Origin of the sequence: Mesorhizobium sp. M0159 (assembly GCF_040322295.1) — a bacterium.
In the GTDB taxonomy this organism is placed as follows: domain Bacteria; phylum Pseudomonadota; class Alphaproteobacteria; order Rhizobiales; family Rhizobiaceae; genus Mesorhizobium.
This window is the reverse complement of record NZ_JAMYTF010000010.1, coordinates 70,731-88,877: the sequence shown is the minus strand read 5'-3', so window position 1 is coordinate 88,877 and position 18,147 is coordinate 70,731. Positions and strand designations below refer to the sequence as shown.

17 protein-coding genes and 1 pseudogene are annotated in these 18,147 nt (G+C 63.4%); 11 read left to right on the top strand and 7 right to left on the bottom strand.

The genetic code is table 11. From position 1 onward, the window contains the following. Positions 1–149 precede the first annotated feature (149 nt). Complete coding sequence (locus tag NKJ32_RS13355) at positions 150–1,040, top strand: LysR family transcriptional regulator (RefSeq protein ID WP_023676750.1); 891 nt, start codon at positions 150–152, stop codon at positions 1,038–1,040. Here NKJ32_RS13355 and NKJ32_RS13350 read toward each other — a convergent pair. Continuing rightward, positions 1,030–2,874: an aminopeptidase P family protein gene (locus NKJ32_RS13350; RefSeq protein WP_352570476.1), complete on the bottom strand. Its 1,845-nt coding sequence runs from the start codon at positions 2,872–2,874 to the stop codon at positions 1,030–1,032. The genes NKJ32_RS13355 and NKJ32_RS13350 overlap by 11 nt on opposite strands. Positions 2,875–2,910: 36 nt before the next feature. Between NKJ32_RS13350 and NKJ32_RS13345 the strand changes: the two genes are divergently transcribed. After that, complete coding sequence (locus NKJ32_RS13345) at positions 2,911–3,255, top strand: hypothetical protein (protein WP_352570475.1); 345 nt, start codon at positions 2,911–2,913, stop codon at positions 3,253–3,255. 39 nt (positions 3,256–3,294) lie between these two features. Here the strand turns inward: NKJ32_RS13345 and NKJ32_RS13340 are convergent, their stop codons facing one another. Both NKJ32_RS13340 and NKJ32_RS13335 read right to left on the bottom strand, forming a co-directional pair. Then, a complete protein-coding gene (locus NKJ32_RS13340; protein ID WP_352570474.1) occupies positions 3,295–4,167 on the bottom strand; it encodes a 50S ribosomal protein L11 methyltransferase in 873 nt (290 codons plus the stop codon). A gap of 11 nt (positions 4,168–4,178) precedes the next feature. Then, complete coding sequence (locus tag NKJ32_RS13335) at positions 4,179–4,757, bottom strand: SCO family protein (RefSeq protein WP_352570473.1); 579 nt, start codon at positions 4,755–4,757, stop codon at positions 4,179–4,181. A 205-nt stretch (positions 4,758–4,962) separates the two neighbouring features. Between NKJ32_RS13335 and NKJ32_RS13330 the strand changes: the two genes are divergently transcribed. From NKJ32_RS13330 to NKJ32_RS13320, 3 genes are all read left to right on the top strand, one after another. Further along, a complete protein-coding gene (locus NKJ32_RS13330) occupies positions 4,963–5,451 on the top strand; it encodes a CreA family protein (protein WP_023676745.1) in 489 nt (162 codons plus the stop codon). 96 nt (positions 5,452–5,547) lie between these two features. After that, positions 5,548–6,189, top strand: a complete 642-nt coding sequence (locus NKJ32_RS13325; RefSeq protein ID WP_352570472.1) for a DapH/DapD/GlmU-related protein — start codon at positions 5,548–5,550, stop codon at positions 6,187–6,189. A 168-nt stretch (positions 6,190–6,357) separates the two neighbouring features. Next, complete coding sequence (locus tag NKJ32_RS13320) at positions 6,358–6,789, top strand: low affinity iron permease family protein (protein WP_031211766.1); 432 nt, start codon at positions 6,358–6,360, stop codon at positions 6,787–6,789. A 69-nt stretch (positions 6,790–6,858) separates the two neighbouring features. On the opposite strand, the gene NKJ32_RS13315 is transcribed toward NKJ32_RS13320, so the two are convergent. Continuing rightward, complete coding sequence (locus NKJ32_RS13315; protein ID WP_023676742.1) at positions 6,859–7,731, bottom strand: SDR family NAD(P)-dependent oxidoreductase; 873 nt, start codon at positions 7,729–7,731, stop codon at positions 6,859–6,861. Positions 7,732–7,861: 130 nt separating this feature from the next. Between NKJ32_RS13315 and NKJ32_RS13310 the strand changes: the two genes are divergently transcribed. Further along, entirely contained in the window at positions 7,862–8,143 is a 282-nt protein-coding gene (locus NKJ32_RS13310; protein ID WP_023676741.1) for a hypothetical protein, read from the top strand. Between the two features lie 7 nt (positions 8,144–8,150). On the opposite strand, the gene NKJ32_RS13305 is transcribed toward NKJ32_RS13310, so the two are convergent. Then, a complete protein-coding gene (locus NKJ32_RS13305) occupies positions 8,151–8,726 on the bottom strand; it encodes a TMEM175 family protein (RefSeq protein ID WP_023676740.1) in 576 nt (191 codons plus the stop codon). 182 nt (positions 8,727–8,908) lie between these two features. Here NKJ32_RS13305 and NKJ32_RS13300 point away from each other — a divergent pair. Then, positions 8,909–10,116: pseudogene (locus NKJ32_RS13300) on the top strand (MFS transporter). 9 nt (positions 10,117–10,125) lie between these two features. Here the strand turns inward: NKJ32_RS13300 and NKJ32_RS13295 are convergent. Next, the gene (locus NKJ32_RS13295; protein WP_352570470.1) at positions 10,126–11,598 is read right to left on the bottom strand and encodes an MATE family efflux transporter; all 1,473 of its coding nucleotides are present in this window, start codon (positions 11,596–11,598) and stop codon (positions 10,126–10,128) included. Between the two features lie 197 nt (positions 11,599–11,795). Here NKJ32_RS13295 and NKJ32_RS13290 point away from each other — a divergent pair, with 197 nt between their 5' ends. Then, a complete protein-coding gene (locus NKJ32_RS13290; protein WP_352570469.1) occupies positions 11,796–12,584 on the top strand; it encodes a L,D-transpeptidase in 789 nt (262 codons plus the stop codon). Between the two features lie 146 nt (positions 12,585–12,730). On the opposite strand, the gene NKJ32_RS13285 is transcribed toward NKJ32_RS13290, so the two are convergent. Continuing rightward, on the bottom strand, positions 12,731–14,209 hold the full coding sequence (locus NKJ32_RS13285; protein ID WP_352827783.1) for an esterase-like activity of phytase family protein: 1,479 nt from the start codon (positions 14,207–14,209) through the stop codon (positions 12,731–12,733). 247 nt (positions 14,210–14,456) lie between these two features. Here NKJ32_RS13285 and NKJ32_RS13280 point away from each other — a divergent pair, with 247 nt between their 5' ends. Genes NKJ32_RS13280 through NKJ32_RS13270 form a run of 3 tightly spaced genes read left to right on the top strand, consistent with a single transcriptional unit; the run spans position 14,457 to position 18,136 of the window. Further along, positions 14,457–15,446 carry a TIM barrel protein gene (locus tag NKJ32_RS13280; RefSeq protein WP_352570467.1) on the top strand — a complete coding sequence of 330 codons (990 nt, stop codon included), beginning with the start codon at positions 14,457–14,459 and terminating at the stop codon, positions 15,444–15,446. A gap of 42 nt (positions 15,447–15,488) precedes the next feature. Then, entirely contained in the window at positions 15,489–16,547 is a 1,059-nt protein-coding gene (locus tag NKJ32_RS13275) for a sugar ABC transporter substrate-binding protein (RefSeq protein WP_352570466.1), read from the top strand. Positions 16,548–16,603: 56 nt separating this feature from the next. Then, complete coding sequence (locus NKJ32_RS13270) at positions 16,604–18,136, top strand: sugar ABC transporter ATP-binding protein (RefSeq protein WP_352570465.1); 1,533 nt, start codon at positions 16,604–16,606, stop codon at positions 18,134–18,136. The last annotated feature ends 11 nt before the right edge of the window (positions 18,137–18,147 follow it).

Sequence of the window (18,147 nt, the reverse complement as noted above, 5' to 3'; positions counted from 1 at the left end):
ATCGGTCGGCTGGATGCCGAAGGGCTTACGCGACATTTCCATCTCCCCTGGTTTGCCGTGTTGATCGGCAGCTACACCGGCGATTTACGGGAAAGGCATAATCAGTTAAAATGAATAATTAAGATCGTTATGTTCTCCAGGAGAGATGTATGGATTTGGCCGATCTGCGCATCTTCCGCACGGTGGTGCGCGAGGGTGGAATCACCAGGGCGGCGGAAAAACTGTTTCGCGTGCAGTCGAACGTGACCACACGCATCCGGCAGCTCGAGGAGGATCTCGGCGTGCAGCTGTTTATCCGGGAGGGCAAGCGCCTGCACGTATCGCCGGCCGGTCACAGATTGGTCGGCTATGCGGATCGGCTGCTGGCGCTTGCGGAGGAGGCGCGAACGGCGATGCTCGATCCACGCCCGCGCGGCACTCTTCGCCTAGGTGCCATGGAGAGCACCGCTGCGGCACGGCTTCCAAGTCTGCTCGCCGAATACCATGCACGGCATCCCGAAGTGGAAATCCAGTTGCGCACCGGCAATCCGCAGGTTCTCGCGACCGCCATGCTTGCCGGTGAGCTCGATGCAGCGTTCGCCGCCGAGCCGATCGCCGACGCCCCATTCGAAAAGCTGCCCGCGTTTCACGAGCAGCTGGTCATTGTCTCGGCGGCATCGCGCGTTTCGGTCGAAGACCACCTGGACATGCCCAAAACCATGATAGCCTTCGAGCACGGCTGTCCGCACCGCAAGCGGCTGGAACAATGGTATGCGCGCCGAGGGTTCATGGCCGAGAAAACCATCGAGCTTGGTTCATACCATGCCATCCTTGGTTGCGTGGTGGCTGGCATGGGCATAGCGCTGATGCCGAAAAGCGTGCTTTCGGGTTTCCCGGAAAGCCGCTGGCTAAAGCTGCACGAACTGCCCTCTGACGAAGACAACGCCGTCACGGTGTTGTTCTGGCGCAAGGGAGCCGGTTCTCCCAACGTCACCGCTTTGCAGGGACTGCTTGCGGAGCAATGCCTGTCAACCGGCGTTGCCGCCGCGGCTATTGCTTGAAGTCGTGCGGCAGCGGCGCGGTTGCCTTTTCCAGCCAGGCCAGCGTTTCGCCGTCGAGCATCGGTCCGATCTCGGCCAGTACGCGCGCATGGTATTCGTCAAGCCAATGCAACTCGTCGCGGGTTAAAAGGTCCGATCGGACCAGCCGCTTGTCGATCGGCGCCAGCGTCAGTGTCTCGAAGCCGTGCATGGCGATGTCGCCGCCCTCGATTGCCTCGGCCGGTGTCACCAGAATCAAGTTCTCGATGCGGATGCCGTAGGAACCTTCCTTGTAATAGCCGGGCTCGTTGGAGACGATCATGCCGGCCAGCAGCTTTTCGGTACCGGTCTTGGCGATACGCTGCGGGCCCTCATGCACGGCAAGATAGGAGCCGACACCGTGCCCGGTGCCATGGGCGAAATCGCAGCCGTGTCTCCATAGCGCCAGGCGCGCCACTGCATCGATTTCGGAGCCGCGCGTGCCCTGGGGGAAGCGCAGCATGGAGATGCCGATCATGCCTTTCAGCACCAGCGTGAAGCGCTCGCGCATCTCCTCGGTTGGCGCGCCAATCGGAACCGTGCGGGTAATGTCGGTGGTGCCGTCCTGGTACTGCCCGCCGGAATCGAGCAGGAACAGCTCGCCATCCCCCAGCTTGCGATTGGTGGCGCGGGAGACGCGGTAGTGCATGATAGCGCCGTTAGGACCAGCGCCGGAGATGGTATCGAACGATACGTCGCGCAGCGGCATCTGCGTTTCTTCGCCGGTCTGACGGCGCGTCTCCTCAAGCCTGGTGACAACGGCGATTTCGTCGAGCGTGCCGGGCTTCTGGCGGTCGAGCCAGCACAGCAGCTTGGCGACCGCGGCGCCGTCGCGGCGATGTGCGGCGCGTGCGCCGGCGATCTCAGCTTTGTTCTTTGTTGCGCGTGGAATGCGGGCCGGATCGGCCGTGGCAATGACGGTGCCGCCATTATCCTCGACCAGCATTCTGAGCTTGTCCGCCGCGAGAACCGGGTCCAGCGCGATTTTTGCGCCGCCCTTGGCCCGGGTGACGATTGCCGTTTCGAATTCACCTGGTTCGTGCAATTCGGCGAGCTGCGTCAGGTAGGCCGCGACGGTGCGCGAAAACTTGCGCTGGTCCATGAAAAGCAGATGCGAGCCGTCGGCGGCGAGCACGGCAAAGCCGAGCGCCAGCGGTGTGTGCGGTACGTCGCCGCCACGGATATCGAACGCCCAGGCAATGGAGGAGGGGTCGGTCAATACGGCATGGGTGGCGCCGTCCTTCTCGGTGGCCGCCGCCAGCCGCACCAGCTTGTCCTTGGCCAGTTCGCCGGCAAAGCCGATCGGGTGGATCTCGACCGGCCCCAGTGGCGGCCCGGGCTGGTCCTGCCAGATGGCGTCGATTGGATTCTCTTCGAGCGGCACCAGTATCGCGCCTGATTTCTCGGCCGAGGCCTTCAGCGCCTTGACGTCACTGATCGTATGGAGCCACGGATCGAAACCAAGTCGCACGCCCTTGCCGAGATTGTCCTTGATCCAGTTGGCCGGCGGGTTGTCGACAAGGCTCTCGATCGAAAAGATGTCGAGATCGACCTCCTGGCGCACCTGCAGCGTGTAGCGCCCGTCGACAAACATGACGGCGCGCTCGCCAAGCACAATGGCGACTCCGGCCGAGCCGCTGAAGCCGGTCAGCCATTTCAGCCGTGCCGAGCGATCGGCGACATATTCGCCCTGGTGCTCGTCGGCACGGGGCACAATGAAGCCATCCAGCCCGTTCGCCGCCAACCATTGGCGCAGCATTGCCACGCGCGGCTTGCCAACGGCCGGATCGCCGGCGGAATCGAAGGTCTGGAACATGTCGGCTCTCCTCGAATGCTGGCGCGACCGTAGCGCATGACCTCGAAAATCGGAATCGATTTTCGGAACGATCATTCCCGGTTGCTGCGTGTCTCTTTGCGCATGGAGGCCATGCAGAATCGGCGATTTCAAAAAGCGTCAGCAAGGCTTACCTTCTTCACGTGGAGGAAAGAGTCCTATTGCCCTGCAAAGGAGACCGTCATGTCCACGATTTCACGTAGACGCGGATTTTTCAGAAACGCTGTGAAAGCGCTGATCGAAGCTCGCCAGCGCGAAGCGAGCCGGTATGTGAGCGGCGTTCTGCTTGGCTTTGACGACGAAACGCTGAAAGCTCACGGCTACGATCGCGAACAGCTGAAGAAAGCGGCGAACTCGCGCTAGGTCCGAGTTGATTCCGGCTTGCGTTGAAGGCGCTGCGCCTCAGCGCTTGAGGTGAATCGTCACCCAGCCCCCGCGGTGCAAGGTGCGGACGTGCCGGAATTTCTGGCCGACATAGGCCGCGATTACCGCATCGCGCTGGCGCTCGAGGATGCCCGACAAAACGATCGAGCCACCGAGCGCGATATGTCCGGCCATTTGCGGCGCCAGACGCATCAGCGGCCGCGCCAATATGTTGGCGACGATCAGGTCGAAGGGCGCACGCGCGGCAAAGATCGGATGATGAAAACCGGGCGCCGCCACCGTTTCAATGAGCCCCTTGACCTGGTTCAGCCGCGCATTGGCGGCGGCCACCTTGACGGCGACCGGGTCGATGTCGGTCGCCAGCACCGGTATATGCGCGAGCCTGGCCGCTGCGATGGCGAGCACCGCGCTGCCGGTGCCAAGGTCGAGCGCGTTGCGCGGATGCTCGCGCTGTATGACCTGCTCCAGCATTTCGAGGCAGCCGGCGGTGGTGCCGTGATGGCCGGTACCGAAGGCAAGGCCGGCCTCGATCTCGATGGCGAGCTCGCCGCTGTGGCGCTTCCTGCGGTCATGCGCGCCATGGACGAAGAAGCGCCCGGCCCGCACCGGCTTCAATCCCTCCAGCGAGCGCGCCACCCAGTCGATGTCGGGCAGCGCTTCGCGCGCTATCGGTTTCGACAGCGACAGTCCGGCAAGGATGTCCCTAAGCCGCGCCTCGACCGCATCGACGTCGTCGTCGGCATAGAGCGATACTTCGTGGATGTCGCGGTCCTCGTCGACCTCGAGCACCGCAATCGGCAGGCCCTCATCGTCGAATGCCGCACCGAGCGCCGCGAAGATGCGATCAGCCTCGATCTTGCCCGCGGTGAAATACAAACGCGTCTGCGTCATTACCGGATATGTCAACCTTCCGCCGCCAGCCGTTTGAGCTTGGCGATGGCGGCATCCGGGCTTTCGCCATAAGCAATGGTGCCGGCGAAATCGCCCTTGGCGTTGAGCAGCAGCACCGAAGCAGTGTGGTCCATCGTGTAGTCGCCGTCGCTCGTGTCGACTTTCTTCCAGTAGATGCCGAAGGACTTGGCCATGGCGTGGACCTTGTCGGGATCGCCTGATATGCCGAGGATGCGATCGGAGAAATTGCTGACATAGGTGTTCATGATTTCGGGCGTATCGCGCTCCGGGTCGACCGTAACGAAATAGGCACGCAGGTTCTTGCCGTCGTCGCCCATCGTCTTCAGCCAGCCGGCCAACTCGAAAAGCGTGGTCGGGCAGACTTCCGGACAGTGCGTGAAGCCGAAGAAGACGACGCTGGGGTGGCCGCGAAACGCGGCTTCGGTGACCGGCGCGCCCTTCTGGTCGACCAGCGTGAACGGTGCTCCGAACGGCTCGCCGCCATAATGTCCGCGGTACCAGTCGAAGGTGAGCCAGCCGATTCCGGCGGCCATCAGGACGAGAATACCGACCAGAATTGAACGCATCATCAGTGAAAGTCCGTCGTTATTCCATCGGGCGCCGGGTTGGCGCCGTGAAGGCCCTGGCTTGGCGAACACTCTTAGCGGTTCGGTCGTGCCGACGCAAAGATGTCGCGTTGCCGCAACCGGCAATCCTGTGGGAGGCGATCTGCTTGCAAAGCGCTGCCGTTCGTCCCACCTGAGGTCGGCAAAATTCGAACCGCAGGAGGCCTCTTTGCGAAAACTGATTGGCGGCGCGTTAGCCGCATGCCTTGTCATTGGCGCCGGCGCGGCCGCCGCCGAGGAAGTCGGCAAGGTCGGCGTCGATTGGCTCGGCAACGATATCATCGTCGAGGCGATCAAGGATCCGAAGGTCGAGGGCGTGACCTGCCACGTCTCCTATTTCGACCGTGGCGTGATCGACCGCCTGCAGAAAGGCAACTGGTTCGAGGACCCGTCCGATTCCTCGATCTCCTGCCGCCAGACCGGGCCGATCACCATTGGCGACATCGACATGAGCGAGGCCGGCGAGGAGGTGTTCAAGCAAGGCATCAGCCTGATCTGGAAAAAGCAGGTGGTGAACCGCATCTACGACAAGGCCAACGAGACCCTGATCTACCTGTCGCATTCACGCCAGGTGCAGGATGGCTCGGCAAAAATGTCGGTCACCACCGTGCCGCTCTACGGCCAGAACGTGGTGTGGACCAGCGGCAAGCCGAAATAGAGACTGAAGGTGCTACAGGGTCCTTGGCGCGTCCAAACGGATGCGCGGCGCTGCACTCGGCTTGCGAGACTATGCGCGCGGGCGTAAAGCGCGCGCATGGACCGTCCCGAACACCTTGTCCTGAAAGATCCCGAGCCGCGCATCCATCCGACGGCGGAGCTGAAGGCGTGCAAGCTTGGACGCTACGCGTCGATCGGCGAGCGGGTCATCCTGCGCGAGGTGACGGTCGGCGACTTTTCCTACTTCGAGCGCCACGCCGAGGCGATCTATACGACGATCGGCAAATTCTGCTCGATCGCCGCCAACAGCCGCATCAATGCGCTGGAGCATCCGGTCGAGCGGCTGACGCAGCACAAGATCAGCTATCGGCCCAACGAGTATTTCCGCTGGCTGGGTGTCGATCAGGCGTTCCGCGACCGGCGGCGGGCGAAAGCCGTCAGCATCGGCCATGATGTCTGGATCGGCCATGGCGCCGTGATCATGCCTGGCGTAGTGATCGGCAACGGCGCGATCGTCGGTGCCAACGCGGTGGTGACGCGCCACGTGCCGGCCTATGCAATCGTCGCCGGCGTTCCGGCCAGGCCAGTGCGGCAGCGCTTCAGCGCGGAAACTGCGGCCCGGATCGAACGGCTTGCCTGGTGGGACTGGCCGCTCGAGAAACTGGCCAGGGCAGTCCCCGACATGCAGGCCTTGCCCATCGAGGCTTTCCTCGACCGCTGGGAAAACGACGCCGCCTGAGTTCGGGCTATCTGCAAGCGGTCCGACGGCCTGCGCGATCTGCTCCTCCAACAATGTACCCGCGACCTTCCGCCGCGAGGGAACCAGGAGCGGCTGCCAACTGTTTCTGCAGACACAATGAACTCGGCTTCCGTCCGGGTTCGTCGCCCGGCTGTTGAGGGAGTTTGAATGATTGAGAAGCTTTTCACCAGGATCGCCAACAACGTCGCCCATTTTGCCGGCCTGCCGCCGACGTTTGCCGTCTGTTTCCTGATCATCGTCGTCTGGGCGGCAAGCGGGCCGATGTTCGGCTTTTCGGACACCTGGCAGCTCGTCATCAACACCGGCACGACGGTCGTCACCTTCCTGATGGTGTTTCTCATCCAGAACACCCAGAACCGCGATGGCGCTGCGATCCAGGCGAAGCTCGACGAATTGATCCGGGTCAGCACAGCCCAGAACACCTTCATCGGTATCGAACACCTGACTGAGACCGAGGTCGAAGAGATCCGCAAGAAATGCGAACAGGCAGCGAAGCGGCATGATCAGAAGCTTGCCGAGTTGGCAGCCGAGAAAGCCATGGCGAAGAAGCGGAACACGAAGAAGCACGCGGCGGCGTGATATAAAGGTCCGGCGCATACCTGCGAAGATCGGATCCGATTCTTTGCTACGGTGATCTTCGGTTCGGGATCATGCGGTGCGTGTCATGAATGCCGCGAAAGCATCTTTGTAGTCCGGGTGCCAGCGCGACAGGGCAGGGCGGTTCTCGATGAGGTCGCCAATCGCCCAGCCCATGCGCTTTTCGTCCATGGACCGGGTCGCCTCGTTATCGGGACACAGGATGTAGAAATCGCCACGCAGTAGCGAGGCCAGCATGAAGTCGATGACCTGCTCGCCGGTCCAGGCGCCGGCCGGCTTTTCGGTCGCACCTTCGGTCAGGCCGGTAAAAGTGAACCCGGGGATAAGCAGATGCGCCGCGACACTGGCGCCCGGCTCGTTGCGCAGCGCGTGCGCCAGGCCTTCGGTATAGGTCTTCACGCCCGCCTTGGAAACGTTGTAGGCGAGGTTGCCGGGCGGCGTGGTGATGCCTTGCTTGGAGCCGGTGTTGACGATCAGGCCCGGCTTTCCCGCCGCCAGCATGCGCGGCGCAAAGGCCTCGACGCCATGGACGACGCCCCAGAAATTGATATCCAGCAGCCGTTTCCAGGCGTCGCGGTTCTCCCACGGCTTGCCGGGATTGTTGCCGACGCCGGCATTGTTCATCAGCAGCGATACGTCGCCGAAGGCGCCGAATGTCCTTTCGGCCAGCCGGTCGAGTTCGTCGGCCTTCGAGACATCGGTGGCGACGGCAAGTACGGCGCTGTCGCCGGCGATGGCGGCGACGGCGCGTCGGGCCTCATCGAGGCGTGCGCCGCCAATATCGACCAACACGATGTTCATGCCCATCGCCGCCAGCCGTTTGGCCGCGGCAAGGCCGATGCCGCTGGCCGCGCCGGTGATGACGGCGACATTGCCGGAGGCAAGTGCGGGCAGGGCGGTCTGGATCTCGGCGTCGGTGGTCATGATTTTCTCCTGTTCTGGCCGCGGCGAACTTAGCGCGGAAAGAGGCTCGCGCAAGCCGGTACCGGCATCTTCGGGTTGACCGCATCGGCGGGCGCTGCGCATGCTGATATCGAAAAAGGAGACCTGACGATTGACCGACTGGATCGAGATCCTGAAAGAACAGACCGCCACCGGCGACCAGATGAGCCGCGAGGTGCCACAAATGCTCGCCAATCCCGACATCAGCGAAGCGCAAGTTATGACGCTGTTTTCGGCGCTCGAAAAACAGGCCGAATTCGTCGAAAAGCTGCGCATGGCGCTGGAAAAATTCGGCCATGATTTTTCAGTGATCAAGGCGGCCGAGCGGCTGGAGGAGCGCTACGCCGACCTTGCCGCTTCGGTAGCGGAAAAGCTGAAAGCAATGCGAGGCTAGACGGGGCCTATTTCTCGATCAGCCGCTCGAAGCGCCTGTCCGGCACGAACCAGATCATCGCCACCAGGACATAGATCGAGACACCGATCCAGTGATTGACGAAGGTCAGCGCGATGGCGGAAAGATAGAGGACCAGCGAGATCTTTCCCTTGAGGTCATTGCCCAACGCCCTGGCGAAGAGAGTCTCGTTGCCGTGCAGTCGATGCAGGGCCATGGTGAGGATGTTGAAGCCGATGGCGCAGAGCGCCAGGTCGACGCCATAGACGGCAACCGGCACCGGCGCGAAATGGTTCTCACCCATGAAGGCTGTCGTCGCCGGCATCAGCGATAGCCAGAACAGCAGGTTGAGGTTCGCCCACAGCACGCGGCCGTCGACCCGCTGCACGGTATGGAACATGTTGTGCAAATTGTTCCAGTAGATGCCGACATTGATGAAGGACAGCACATAGCTGAGGAAGATCGGCCAGAGTGGTGCCAGCGCGGAAAAATCCTCGCCATGCGGCACCTTCAATTCCAGCACCATGATGGTGATGATGATGGCGACCACGCCATCGGTGAATGCCTCGACTCGTCCCTTGCCCATGAATCTCCCCTGACAATCCTCTGACGTTAGAAGAGGATATCACTCGGCGCTATCGGCAAAAGCTGCCCAAGTTGTCAGGAGCAAGCCAAGTTGTCAGGAGCAAGAAGGGGGAGGGGAACGGCTGACGCGAAAACGGCGTTAGAGTGTCAGGTCCCGAATATCACGCTATCAAAGGTCGAAAAATGACCGCTCACGCTCAAGTCATGACGCGCGATTACGAACTCGGCGGCCGCGCTGCAGCGGCCGCCGTGGCCGCCATGATTGCGGCTCTTTTCGCCGGCAGCACGGCGCTGACGCCGCTTTACATCATCTACAAGCAGCTCTTCGGCTTCTCGCAGATCACTTTGACGCTGGTCTACGCCGTCTATGTCATCGGCAATCTGGCGGCGCTGCTGATGTTGGGGCGTGTGTCCGATGTCATCGGGCGCCGTCCAATGGCATTGGCCGGGATAGCGGTGGCCGTCGTCAGCGCGGTGGTTTTCCTGTTCGCCGAAAATGTCGCCTGGCTCGACATCGCCCGAATTCTGAGCGGACTGGGAATCGGCGTCGGCGCGGGCACCGGCACCGCCTGGCTCGCCGAATTGCTCCCGACCGATGACAAGTCACAGGCGGCGACGATTGCCACCAGCACCAATTTCTCGGCCTCGGCCTCGGTGCGCTGGGGGCCGGGTTGCTCGCCGAATACGCGCCCTGGCCGCTCAGGCTGACATTCGTCGTCTACCTGGCGATGCTCGCGACTGTAACCCTGCTGGTCTGGCGCACGCGGGAAACCGTTTCGCGGCCAGGGAAACTGGCTGACGTTTCGATGCGACCGCGGCTTTCCGTGCCCGAGGACATCCGCGCAAGTTTCGTTGCGCCGGCGGTGACCGGCTTTGGCGCAATGGCGCTGGTCGGCTTTTATGCAGCACTCGCACCGAGCATTTTGGCGCAGCAACTGCAGGTAACCAACCATGCCGAAGCCGGCGCTCTGTTCTTTGAATTGGCAATCGTGACGGCCGCCACCATTGTAGCGACAGCACGTCTTTCGAGCCGAGCCGCGATGTTCGCGGCGCTCGCGCTGATGATCCCAACCGTCGCGCTGATTGTTGCGGCGCAGGTCTTCGCCTCGATGGCCATAATGATTGCCGGGACCGCCTTGTGCGGCGTGGCGGCAGCGCTCGGCTATCGCGGCGGCTTGCAAGTGGTGAACGAGATCGCGCCGGCGGACCGGCGCGCCGAAGTCGTCTCGGCCTTCTTCATCTGCTGTTTTTGCGGCAACGCGCTGCCGGTCATCGGCATCGGCGTTCTGTCGACGGTGGCAGGTGCGACCGTGGCAAGCCTGGCCTTTGCCGGCATGATTGTCGTCTTTTCCCTGGTCGCTCTCGGGTTTGGCGCGAAATACGCGCGCTGAGCCGACCTTTCAGCCGTTCGGTGTCTCGGGCGAAAGATGCGCGCGCTGGCGCGGTACGCCGAGGCCGGTATCCGGCGGTTCGCCGGCAGCCGGCCGGCTCTCGATCATGTGCAGGCTGCGCCAGCGGCCGAAGCGATAATAGGCCGCGGCCAGCACGAGCGAGGTTATAGAGCCAGCCGGAAAGCTCCACCACAGAGCTTCCTCGCCGATCACGCTTCGGAAGAAATAGGCGAAGCTGGTGCGCACCAGCAGCACCGAGATCACCAGGATGATCAGCGGCGGCATCACCGCGCCGGTGGCACGCACGGTGGCGAAGAGCACGATGGTGATGCCGAACAGGATGAAGGACCACGATGCGATCTTGTTGATGTGAGTGGCGATCTCGATTGCTGCACTGTCGCTGCCAAGGAAGAGGCTGAGCACCGCGCGATCGAATACGAACAGCAGCGCGACGAGCATGCCGGTGAGCACAAGGTTGAAGCCGACGCCGGAGGTGGCGATGCGTCCAATCCGGTCCCAGCGCCTGGCGCCGACATTTTGCGCCGCCATGGACGACACCGCGGCGCCGATGGCGAGCGCCGGCATTTGGATATAGGTCCAGAGCTGTGCGGCTATGCCGTAGGCAGCTGCAACCTGCGAGCCGTACGAGTTGACCATGCCCATCACCGTCAGCGCCGCAGCCGAAACGACGATCATCTGCAGGCCCATCGGCACGCCCTTGAAGACGACAATGCGCAGCAGCGCCGGGTCCGGCCGCAGCAGAGCGAGATTAGCGCCGGCCAGCCGCAGCGGGTGCTTGCGCGCATAAAGCACGATCAGGATGGCAACCACGCTTACCGTCTGGCCGATCAGCGTCGAGGTGGCCGAGCCGGCGATGCCGAGTTCGGGGAACGGGCCGATGCCGAGGATGAGCAACGGGTTCAAAACGACGTCGAGCACGACGGCCAGCGCCATGAACAGGAAAGGCGTGCGCGAATCGCCGGCGCCGCGCAGCACCGTCATGACGAAGGACAGCAGGTTCATCATCGGCACGGCGAGGAAGATGATGCGCAGATAGGAGCGCGCCAGCGGCAACGCATCGGCCGGCGTGCCGAGCGCATCGAGGATCGCATCGACCCAGATCCAGCCGCAGACCGCGAACACCACCGAGACGAGGAAGAAGAAGGTGGCGCTGGTGCCGACGATGCGCCGGGCTTCGGGCAGATCGCGGGCGCCGACGGATTGCGCGACCAGGATGGTCGCCGCCATGCCGATGCCGAAGACGGTGCCGAGGATGAGAAACAGCACAAGGTTGGCATTGGACGTGGCGGTCAGCGCCGCTTCACCGAGGAAACGGCCGACCCACACGGCATTTATCGAGCCGTTGAGCGACTGCAGCACATTGGAGCCGAGCACCGGCAGGGCAAACAGTAGAAGGGTGCGCGGGATAGGCCCACTGGTGAGGTCGCCGGTCCGCCGGCGCGCGGGCATGTTGTCATCCATGGCAGGCAACTCGGCGAAGGCTTGTCTTGAGTCCGGTCCGCAATGATTGCCGATTTAACGGAACGGGTCGATGCGGCGCTGCAAATTCCGCCTGGCGTGCCTTGATCTAAGCATGTTCTCAAAGCTTCCGGAATCGGATATTGATCACGGACGCGTGGGACCGCATTTCCTGGATCTCAGGGCAAGCCGGGGGGCTCATGTCCGATATTCCGTTGTTTTTTGAGCGCCTGAACCGGCGCGCGTTTCTTGGTGCATCCGCTCTGGGCGCGGCCTCCGTGGCTCTTTCGGCGTGCACCACGACGGACGTGGCAGCGCCGCCAGTGACCGCGGCGCCAAGCGATCCGGCTTTCGGCGATGCCGCAAGCATGTATGCCGCGCGCGTCGATGAGGGCTATCAACTGCCGGCAATCCCGGTAGCCAAGATCGATCCGAAATTCGTTCGCCAAATCGTGTCCGATCCGACCGGAGAAAAACCAGGCACGATCGTCGTCGATATCTCCGAGCACTTCCTCTATCTGGTGAGCGGCGGCGGCAAGGCAATTCGCTATGGCGTCAGCCTCGGCAAGGCCGGTTTCGGATGGACCGGCAGCGCCGTGGTTCAGGCTAGGAAGAAGTGGCCGGTCTGGACGCCGCCGCCGGAAATGATCCAACGCCGGCCGGAACTGGCGAAATACAAGGACGGCATGCCGCCCGGCCCGCAGAGCCCGCTTGGCGCCCGCGCGCTGTATCTCTTCCGCGACGGCAAGGACACGATGTATCGGCTGCACGGCACACCGGAGTGGGATTCCATTGGGAAGAACGCTTCGTCCGGCTGTGTGCGCTTCATGAATCAGGACATTATCGACCTCTACAGCCGCGTCGACGGCGTCGCGCCGGTCTTCGTGCGCCCGAACCTGTCGGCCGCCGGGAAGATCGCCGCCGTGTCGAACAGGACGGCCGAGCCGATCGATGCCGGCGTGCCAAAGGACGCGGAGATGTTGAGGTAAGTGCCTTCGACTGGATCGTCAGTCGCAGGTTTTGCAACGCACCAGGACACCGTCCTTGCGCGGGCGAGCCGCAACTGAAGGGCACGACCGCTCAATCGCGCCAGCTCAGGCGGACGCGTTCCGCGCGTCCGCCTGTATGGGTGCCGCTACTTCTTGGCGAGGCCTGGGAGCGTGACCTGATAGACCAGGAACATGGTGTCGACATCGGCGCCATCCTCGGCCTTGTAGGCCGCGCCTACCTGGAAGCCGTCCTGCGTGAGGAAGTCATTGTCATTGGCGACGAACAGGAAATAGTCGTCGGGCAGTGTTGGATCGAGGACGCTCACCACCGACATCGCCTCCCACTTCTCCGAAAGGTTGTTGCGGTCGTTGGGCGCACCATTGTGCAGCCCGAAGCGGCCGAGCTCGCTCTTGTCGTTGATGTCGATGAACGGCGTCAGCTTGGCCGGCGTCACCGATGGATCGAGCTCACCCTTGGGCGCCAGCGGCTTGTCCTTGTCGAATTCTGTGCCGGCGACATCGGTTGCCGCAGACACATCGACGACGCTGATCTCGCGGTGGAGCGAGGTGTCGCCCTTCAGCCCCTGGCCATTGCCGCTGTCGCGCGCCAGCATCAGGAAGGTCTTGTCCGACAGCGCCACGATTTCGCTCTGCGCGGCGATCTTGGTTTTGCCCTTGGCATCGGTGAACACCGGCAGCGGCACGACATATTCATGCGCGAGCTTGAGCTGGCCGGGATCCGAGGCATCGTAGACCAGCGCGCGCGTGTTCTGACGCGTCGAGGCGGAATCGCCGCCATCCTGCCTTGGGGCCGACTGCAGCACGGCAATCAGGAACTTCCCGTCCGGCGTCAGCGCCATGCCTTCGAGGCCCTGGTTGTTCTGACGGCCGGTTTCGGGATCCTTCGGATCTGGGTCTGCCGCGCCAAGTCCCGGATTGTTGGAAGCAAAGTTTGGCGTCCCGTGACGCATCGGGACAAGCGCCGCCGGCGGCTGCGTTGCCGACATCAGACGCCCATCGGCGGAGAAGCGGTAGATGTTCGGACCGTATTCGTCCGAGATGAACATCGTGCCGTCGGGCAGCCGTGCGATCGCTTCGTTATCGAGCGCGAGCTTGCCGTTGGCTTCGGGCAGGATCGGCATGTCGTCGGTCGCGGCACGCACGCCGTTGAGCGGATCGAGGCCGGTTGCGTCGGCGCCCTTGTCGTCGGTCAAAAGCATGGTGTCGGCAAGCGTCGCCTTGAGGCCCGATTGTTCCTGGCCGGTGGCCGGCACTGCACCCGGCGCGATCGGGGCGAACTCGAGGGCGATCGTGTTGAGGCGCGGGCGGTAATCGGTGGTACCGACGACATTGTAGCCGCGGTCCGGCAACAGCCATAACGAGCCCTTGTAGCCATCGGCGCCATGCGTCCAGCCGGCAGCGTCGATCGACATGCCTGAGCCGGAGCCAAACGTCTCGCCGAACTTGTCCTTCTGGCTGGCCGGGATGCGGCCGACACCGACCATGCCCTTGTTGACGAAGCTGACGCCGCCGACGGTTGCGGCGTTTTCAGCCAAGGCCGGGGTCAAGGCGGTGAACATCGCCAGCGCGACGGCGAGGGACGCGGTTCGGTGCAGGTTTTTCATGGAAATCCTCTTTGTGACAAAGCTGCCGGGGCCCGAAAAAGCGCCGCGTCGCATCAAGGATGCCGCGAAAGCCTTCGGAGAAGCGATCTAGGACGCGAACATGATACTTGCGTGACAGTGCCGCGCTTGCTTGTCCCCCGTGGTTGCAACTGGCCTGGGTATGGCGAACTCGTCGTCGCCGAGCGAGCAATTAACAACTTTACAAATAATCGTTATTATGTAAAGTTATGACAATGAAAGGTCCCCGATGACTGCCTGTCGTTTCGCCACCCGCCTCAATTCCTTTGCCTCGCGGCCACAGTCCGAGTGGCCCGATCTTGTCGGCAAACCGTCCATGCTGCAGATGGCGGCACGTGCGGCGAAGGTTGCGGAGTTGACCGATCTCGACCTCAACTTCCCCGACCATGTCGGCGAAAAACCTACGGAAATGGCGCGCAAACTCAGCGACATCGGGCTTTCCATCAATGGTTTCGCCATGCGCTACTACTCCAATCCGGCTTTCAAGCTCGGTGCCTTCACCAATCCAGATCCTTCCGTTCGCCGCGAAGCCATCGACCTGACCAAGGCCGGCATCGACGCCATCCGCGAGGCGGGCGCCGGCCTGATGACGCTGTGGCTCGGGCAGGATGGCTTCGATTATGCTTTCCAGGCCGATTATGCGACGCTCTGGCAACACGAAATCGATGGAATTCGTGAAGTTGCGGCGCATGACCCCGATTGCCAGATCAGCCTTGAATACAAACCCAACGAGCCGCGCTCTTACAGCCTGATGCCCGATGCGGCGACGACGTTGCTGGCGATCCGCGAGATCGGCCTGCCCAATCTCGGCGTGACGCTCGATTTCGCCCATGTGCTCTACGCCGACGAGCAGCCGGCTTTCGCCGCTGCGCTGGTGGCGCGACACAGCAAGCTGCTCGGCGTGCATCTCAACGACGGCTACGCCAAGCGCGACGACGGCTTGATGGTCGGGGCCGTGCATACGCTGCAGACGATCGAGCTGCTCAGGCAGATCCGTCGAGACGGCTATGCCGGCGCCATCTACTTCGACACGTTCCCCGACATGACCGGGCTCGACCCGGTCCACGAATGCGAAGTCAACATCGCGACTGTCAAGCGCATGCTGCGCGTCGTCGATCGGCTGGAAAAGGACAATCGCCTGTCCACTGCCGTCGACCGTCAGGACGCGGTCGCCTCGCAGGCCATCATCCAGGAAGCCATGCTCGGGCCGGACAGCTGAAGCTCCGGCGCCATCGCCGTTTTCAACCAGGGAGGAAAGACCATGAAATTTCTGCTTGCCACCGCCACCGCTGCCCTGATGGCGCTGTCTATAGGCTCGTCGTTTTCCGCGGACCTCGCGCCGCTCAATTCCGACACCGAGAAGGATCGCATCGACTGGTCGCAGGTCGAGGCCAAGTTCGGGGCTTTCCCCAAGCTGCCCGAGGGCACCAAGGCGGGTGCGGTCTCCAAGACGCTGACCAACGAATACTGGCGTTCGCTGGGAGAGGGCTACAAATCGTTCGGCGACCGCACCGGCGTGCCCGTGGTCTACCAGGCGGCGCAGAGCGAGGGCGACCAGCTCGGCCAGCTCACCATCGCCGAAGGCCTGGTCACGCAAGGCTACAACGTGCTGCTCGTTTCGCCGCAGACCGACTCCAACCTGCAGCCGATCATGGAACAGGCCAAGGCCGCCAATGTGCCGGTGGTCAACGTCAACGACGCGGTCATCCCGCAGGCCGAGCACTATGTCGGCAATGTCCAGCGCGACAACGGCGTGCGCGTCGCCAAATGGTTCATCAAGAATCGGCCGGACGGCGGCAAGGTCGCCATCGTCGAAGGCCAGGCCGGCGTCTACGCCGCCGTCCAGCGTACCGACGGTTTCAAGACCACGGTCACCGAGGCCGGCAAGTTCGAGGTCGTCGCCAGCGTCCCCGGCAACTGGGATCGCCAGACCTCCTACGACGCTGCCACCAACATCCTGCAGCAGCACCCCGACCTGATCGGCTTCTATGCCAACAATGACGGCATGGCGCTGGGCATCGTCGAGGCGGTCAAGGCTGCCGGGCTGCAGGACAAGGTCGCCGTGTTCGGCACCGACGGCATCTCCGACGCCTATGCCTCGATCCGCGCCGGCGAGCTGACCGGCACCGTCGATTCGTTCCCGGTGCTGACCGGCGAGGTGGCGCTGGAATCGGCGCTGCGACTGGTGGCCGGGCAGAAGCTGCCGCGCGTCGTCGCCACGCCGCAGGCGCTGATCACCAAGGACAATGCCGACCGCTACTCTGGCGCCGGCGACGCCGTGCGCAAGGCGCTGCTCGAGGACGCGGCAGCGGGCCAGTAGAGCAGGGCCGGCAGGTGCCGGCCTTGGGTCGGCACCTTGCCTGGAGAACCGAAGCAATGTCAGTCATCTCCCGGCTGCAATTCGAGGGCATTTCCAAGGTGTTTCCGGCCGTGCGGGCGCTGAGCGATGTGTCCTTTTCGGTCGGCGCCGGCGAAATCCATGGGCTGCTCGGTGAAAACGGCGCCGGCAAGTCGACGCTGCTGCGCATCCTGTCAGGCGTCTACCGGCCGACGGCGGGAAGCGTGCTTATTGACGGCAAACCGGTGACGCTGAACAACCCGGTCGCGGCGCGCGCCGCCGGCGTGGCGATGATCCATCAGGAGTTACAGCAGGTGCCACGCCTCAGCGTCGCCCAGAACATGTTTCTCGGCCATCCGTTGACGCGCGGCGGCGTCTTCGTCGCACGGGGCGAGCAGGAAAGCCGCGCTGCGGAAGCCCTGGCCGCCATCGACCCGACCATCGATCCGGCAGCCCCGCTTGGCTCGCTGAAGGTGGCGCAGCGGCAGATCGTCGAGATCGCCCGGGCGCTGCTCGACCGCGCCAGGATCGTGGCGATGGACGAGCCGACGTCGAGCCTCACGCCGAGCGAGTTCGAACGGCTGGCGGAAGTCATTGCCGGTCTGGCACGCGACGGTGTCGCCGTCGTTTATGTCTCGCACAAGCTGGACGAGGTGTTCGGCATCTGCGAGCGCGCCACTGTCATGCGCGACGGCGTTGTGGTCGAAACCGTCGATCTCGCGCAGGTGTCGGAAAAGGCCGTCGTTTCGATGATGGTCGGCCGCGAGCTTGCCCAGGAACAACACCGCTCGCATGCTTCCCCCGAGGTCAGGCTGAGCTTGCGTGGCCTCGCCTCGGCAACCAAGGTCCGTGACGTTTCGTTCGACCTGCATCGCGGCGAGGTGCTGGGCGTTGCCGGCCTGGTCGGCTCGGGCCGCACCGAACTGCTGCGGCTCCTGGCCGGCGCCGACCGGGCCTCATCAGGCGCAATAGAGATCGACGGCAAGGCGGTAAAGCTTTCCAGTCCGCGCGACGCCATCGCGGCCGGCATCGGCCTGGTGCCGGAGGAGCGCAAGCGCGAAGGCATCGTGCCGCTGCGGTCGATCTCCAGCAACATGGCGCTGGCCTCGATGGGCGTGTTCGCGCCGCGCGGCGTCATCGATCACAAAAGGCTGAAACGGGTCGCAGCCGAGAAGATGAAGCGGGTCAATCTCAGGCCGTTCCTGCTCGACCGGCCGATCCGCCTGTTCAGCGGCGGCAACCAGCAGAAAGCGATCATCGGCCGCTGGCTGGCGGCGGGAACGCGGATCCTTCTATTCGACGAGCCGACGCGCGGCATCGATGTCGGCGCCAAGGCGGAGATCTACCACCTGATCGAGGAACTCGCCGCCGAAGGCCATTCGGTAATCGTCGTGTCGTCCGAACTCCCCGAGGTGATCCGGCTCGCCGACCGCGTGCTGGTCATGCGCGACGGCACGGTCGCCGCCGAACTGGGCCGTGCAAGTCTCAGCGAACAGGCGATCGCCGCGCACGCCATACCCCAAACGGAGATTGAGGCCGGCAAGGCGCAAGGCCATCGGGCCGGTGCATAACGGACAGGACC

What these genes read in the sequence shown, in the direction of transcription:
- NKJ32_RS13355 (WP_023676750.1), top strand. Translation starts at nt 150, where the DNA reads ATGGATTTGGCCGATCTGCGCATCTTCCGCACGGTGGTGCGCGAGGGT.
- NKJ32_RS13350 (WP_352570476.1), bottom strand. Translation starts at nt 2,874, where the DNA reads ATGTTCCAGACCTTCGATTCCGCCGGCGATCCGGCCGTTGGCAAGCCG.
- NKJ32_RS13345 (WP_352570475.1), top strand. Translation starts at nt 2,911, where the DNA reads ATGACCTCGAAAATCGGAATCGATTTTCGGAACGATCATTCCCGGTTG.
- NKJ32_RS13340 (WP_352570474.1), bottom strand. Translation starts at nt 4,167, where the DNA reads ATGACGCAGACGCGTTTGTATTTCACCGCGGGCAAGATCGAGGCTGAT.
- NKJ32_RS13335 (WP_352570473.1), bottom strand. Translation starts at nt 4,757, where the DNA reads ATGATGCGTTCAATTCTGGTCGGTATTCTCGTCCTGATGGCCGCCGGA.
- NKJ32_RS13325 (WP_352570472.1), top strand. Translation starts at nt 5,548, where the DNA reads ATGGACCGTCCCGAACACCTTGTCCTGAAAGATCCCGAGCCGCGCATC.
- NKJ32_RS13320 (WP_031211766.1), top strand. Translation starts at nt 6,358, where the DNA reads ATGATTGAGAAGCTTTTCACCAGGATCGCCAACAACGTCGCCCATTTT.
- NKJ32_RS13315 (WP_023676742.1), bottom strand. Translation starts at nt 7,731, where the DNA reads ATGACCACCGACGCCGAGATCCAGACCGCCCTGCCCGCACTTGCCTCC.
- NKJ32_RS13305 (WP_023676740.1), bottom strand. Translation starts at nt 8,726, where the DNA reads ATGGGCAAGGGACGAGTCGAGGCATTCACCGATGGCGTGGTCGCCATC.
- NKJ32_RS13295 (WP_352570470.1), bottom strand. Translation starts at nt 11,598, where the DNA reads ATGGATGACAACATGCCCGCGCGCCGGCGGACCGGCGACCTCACCAGT.
- NKJ32_RS13290 (WP_352570469.1), top strand. Translation starts at nt 11,796, where the DNA reads ATGTCCGATATTCCGTTGTTTTTTGAGCGCCTGAACCGGCGCGCGTTT.
- NKJ32_RS13285 (WP_352827783.1), bottom strand. Translation starts at nt 14,209, where the DNA reads ATGAAAAACCTGCACCGAACCGCGTCCCTCGCCGTCGCGCTGGCGATG.
- NKJ32_RS13280 (WP_352570467.1), top strand. Translation starts at nt 14,457, where the DNA reads ATGACTGCCTGTCGTTTCGCCACCCGCCTCAATTCCTTTGCCTCGCGG.
- NKJ32_RS13275 (WP_352570466.1), top strand. Translation starts at nt 15,489, where the DNA reads ATGAAATTTCTGCTTGCCACCGCCACCGCTGCCCTGATGGCGCTGTCT.
- NKJ32_RS13270 (WP_352570465.1), top strand. Translation starts at nt 16,604, where the DNA reads ATGTCAGTCATCTCCCGGCTGCAATTCGAGGGCATTTCCAAGGTGTTT.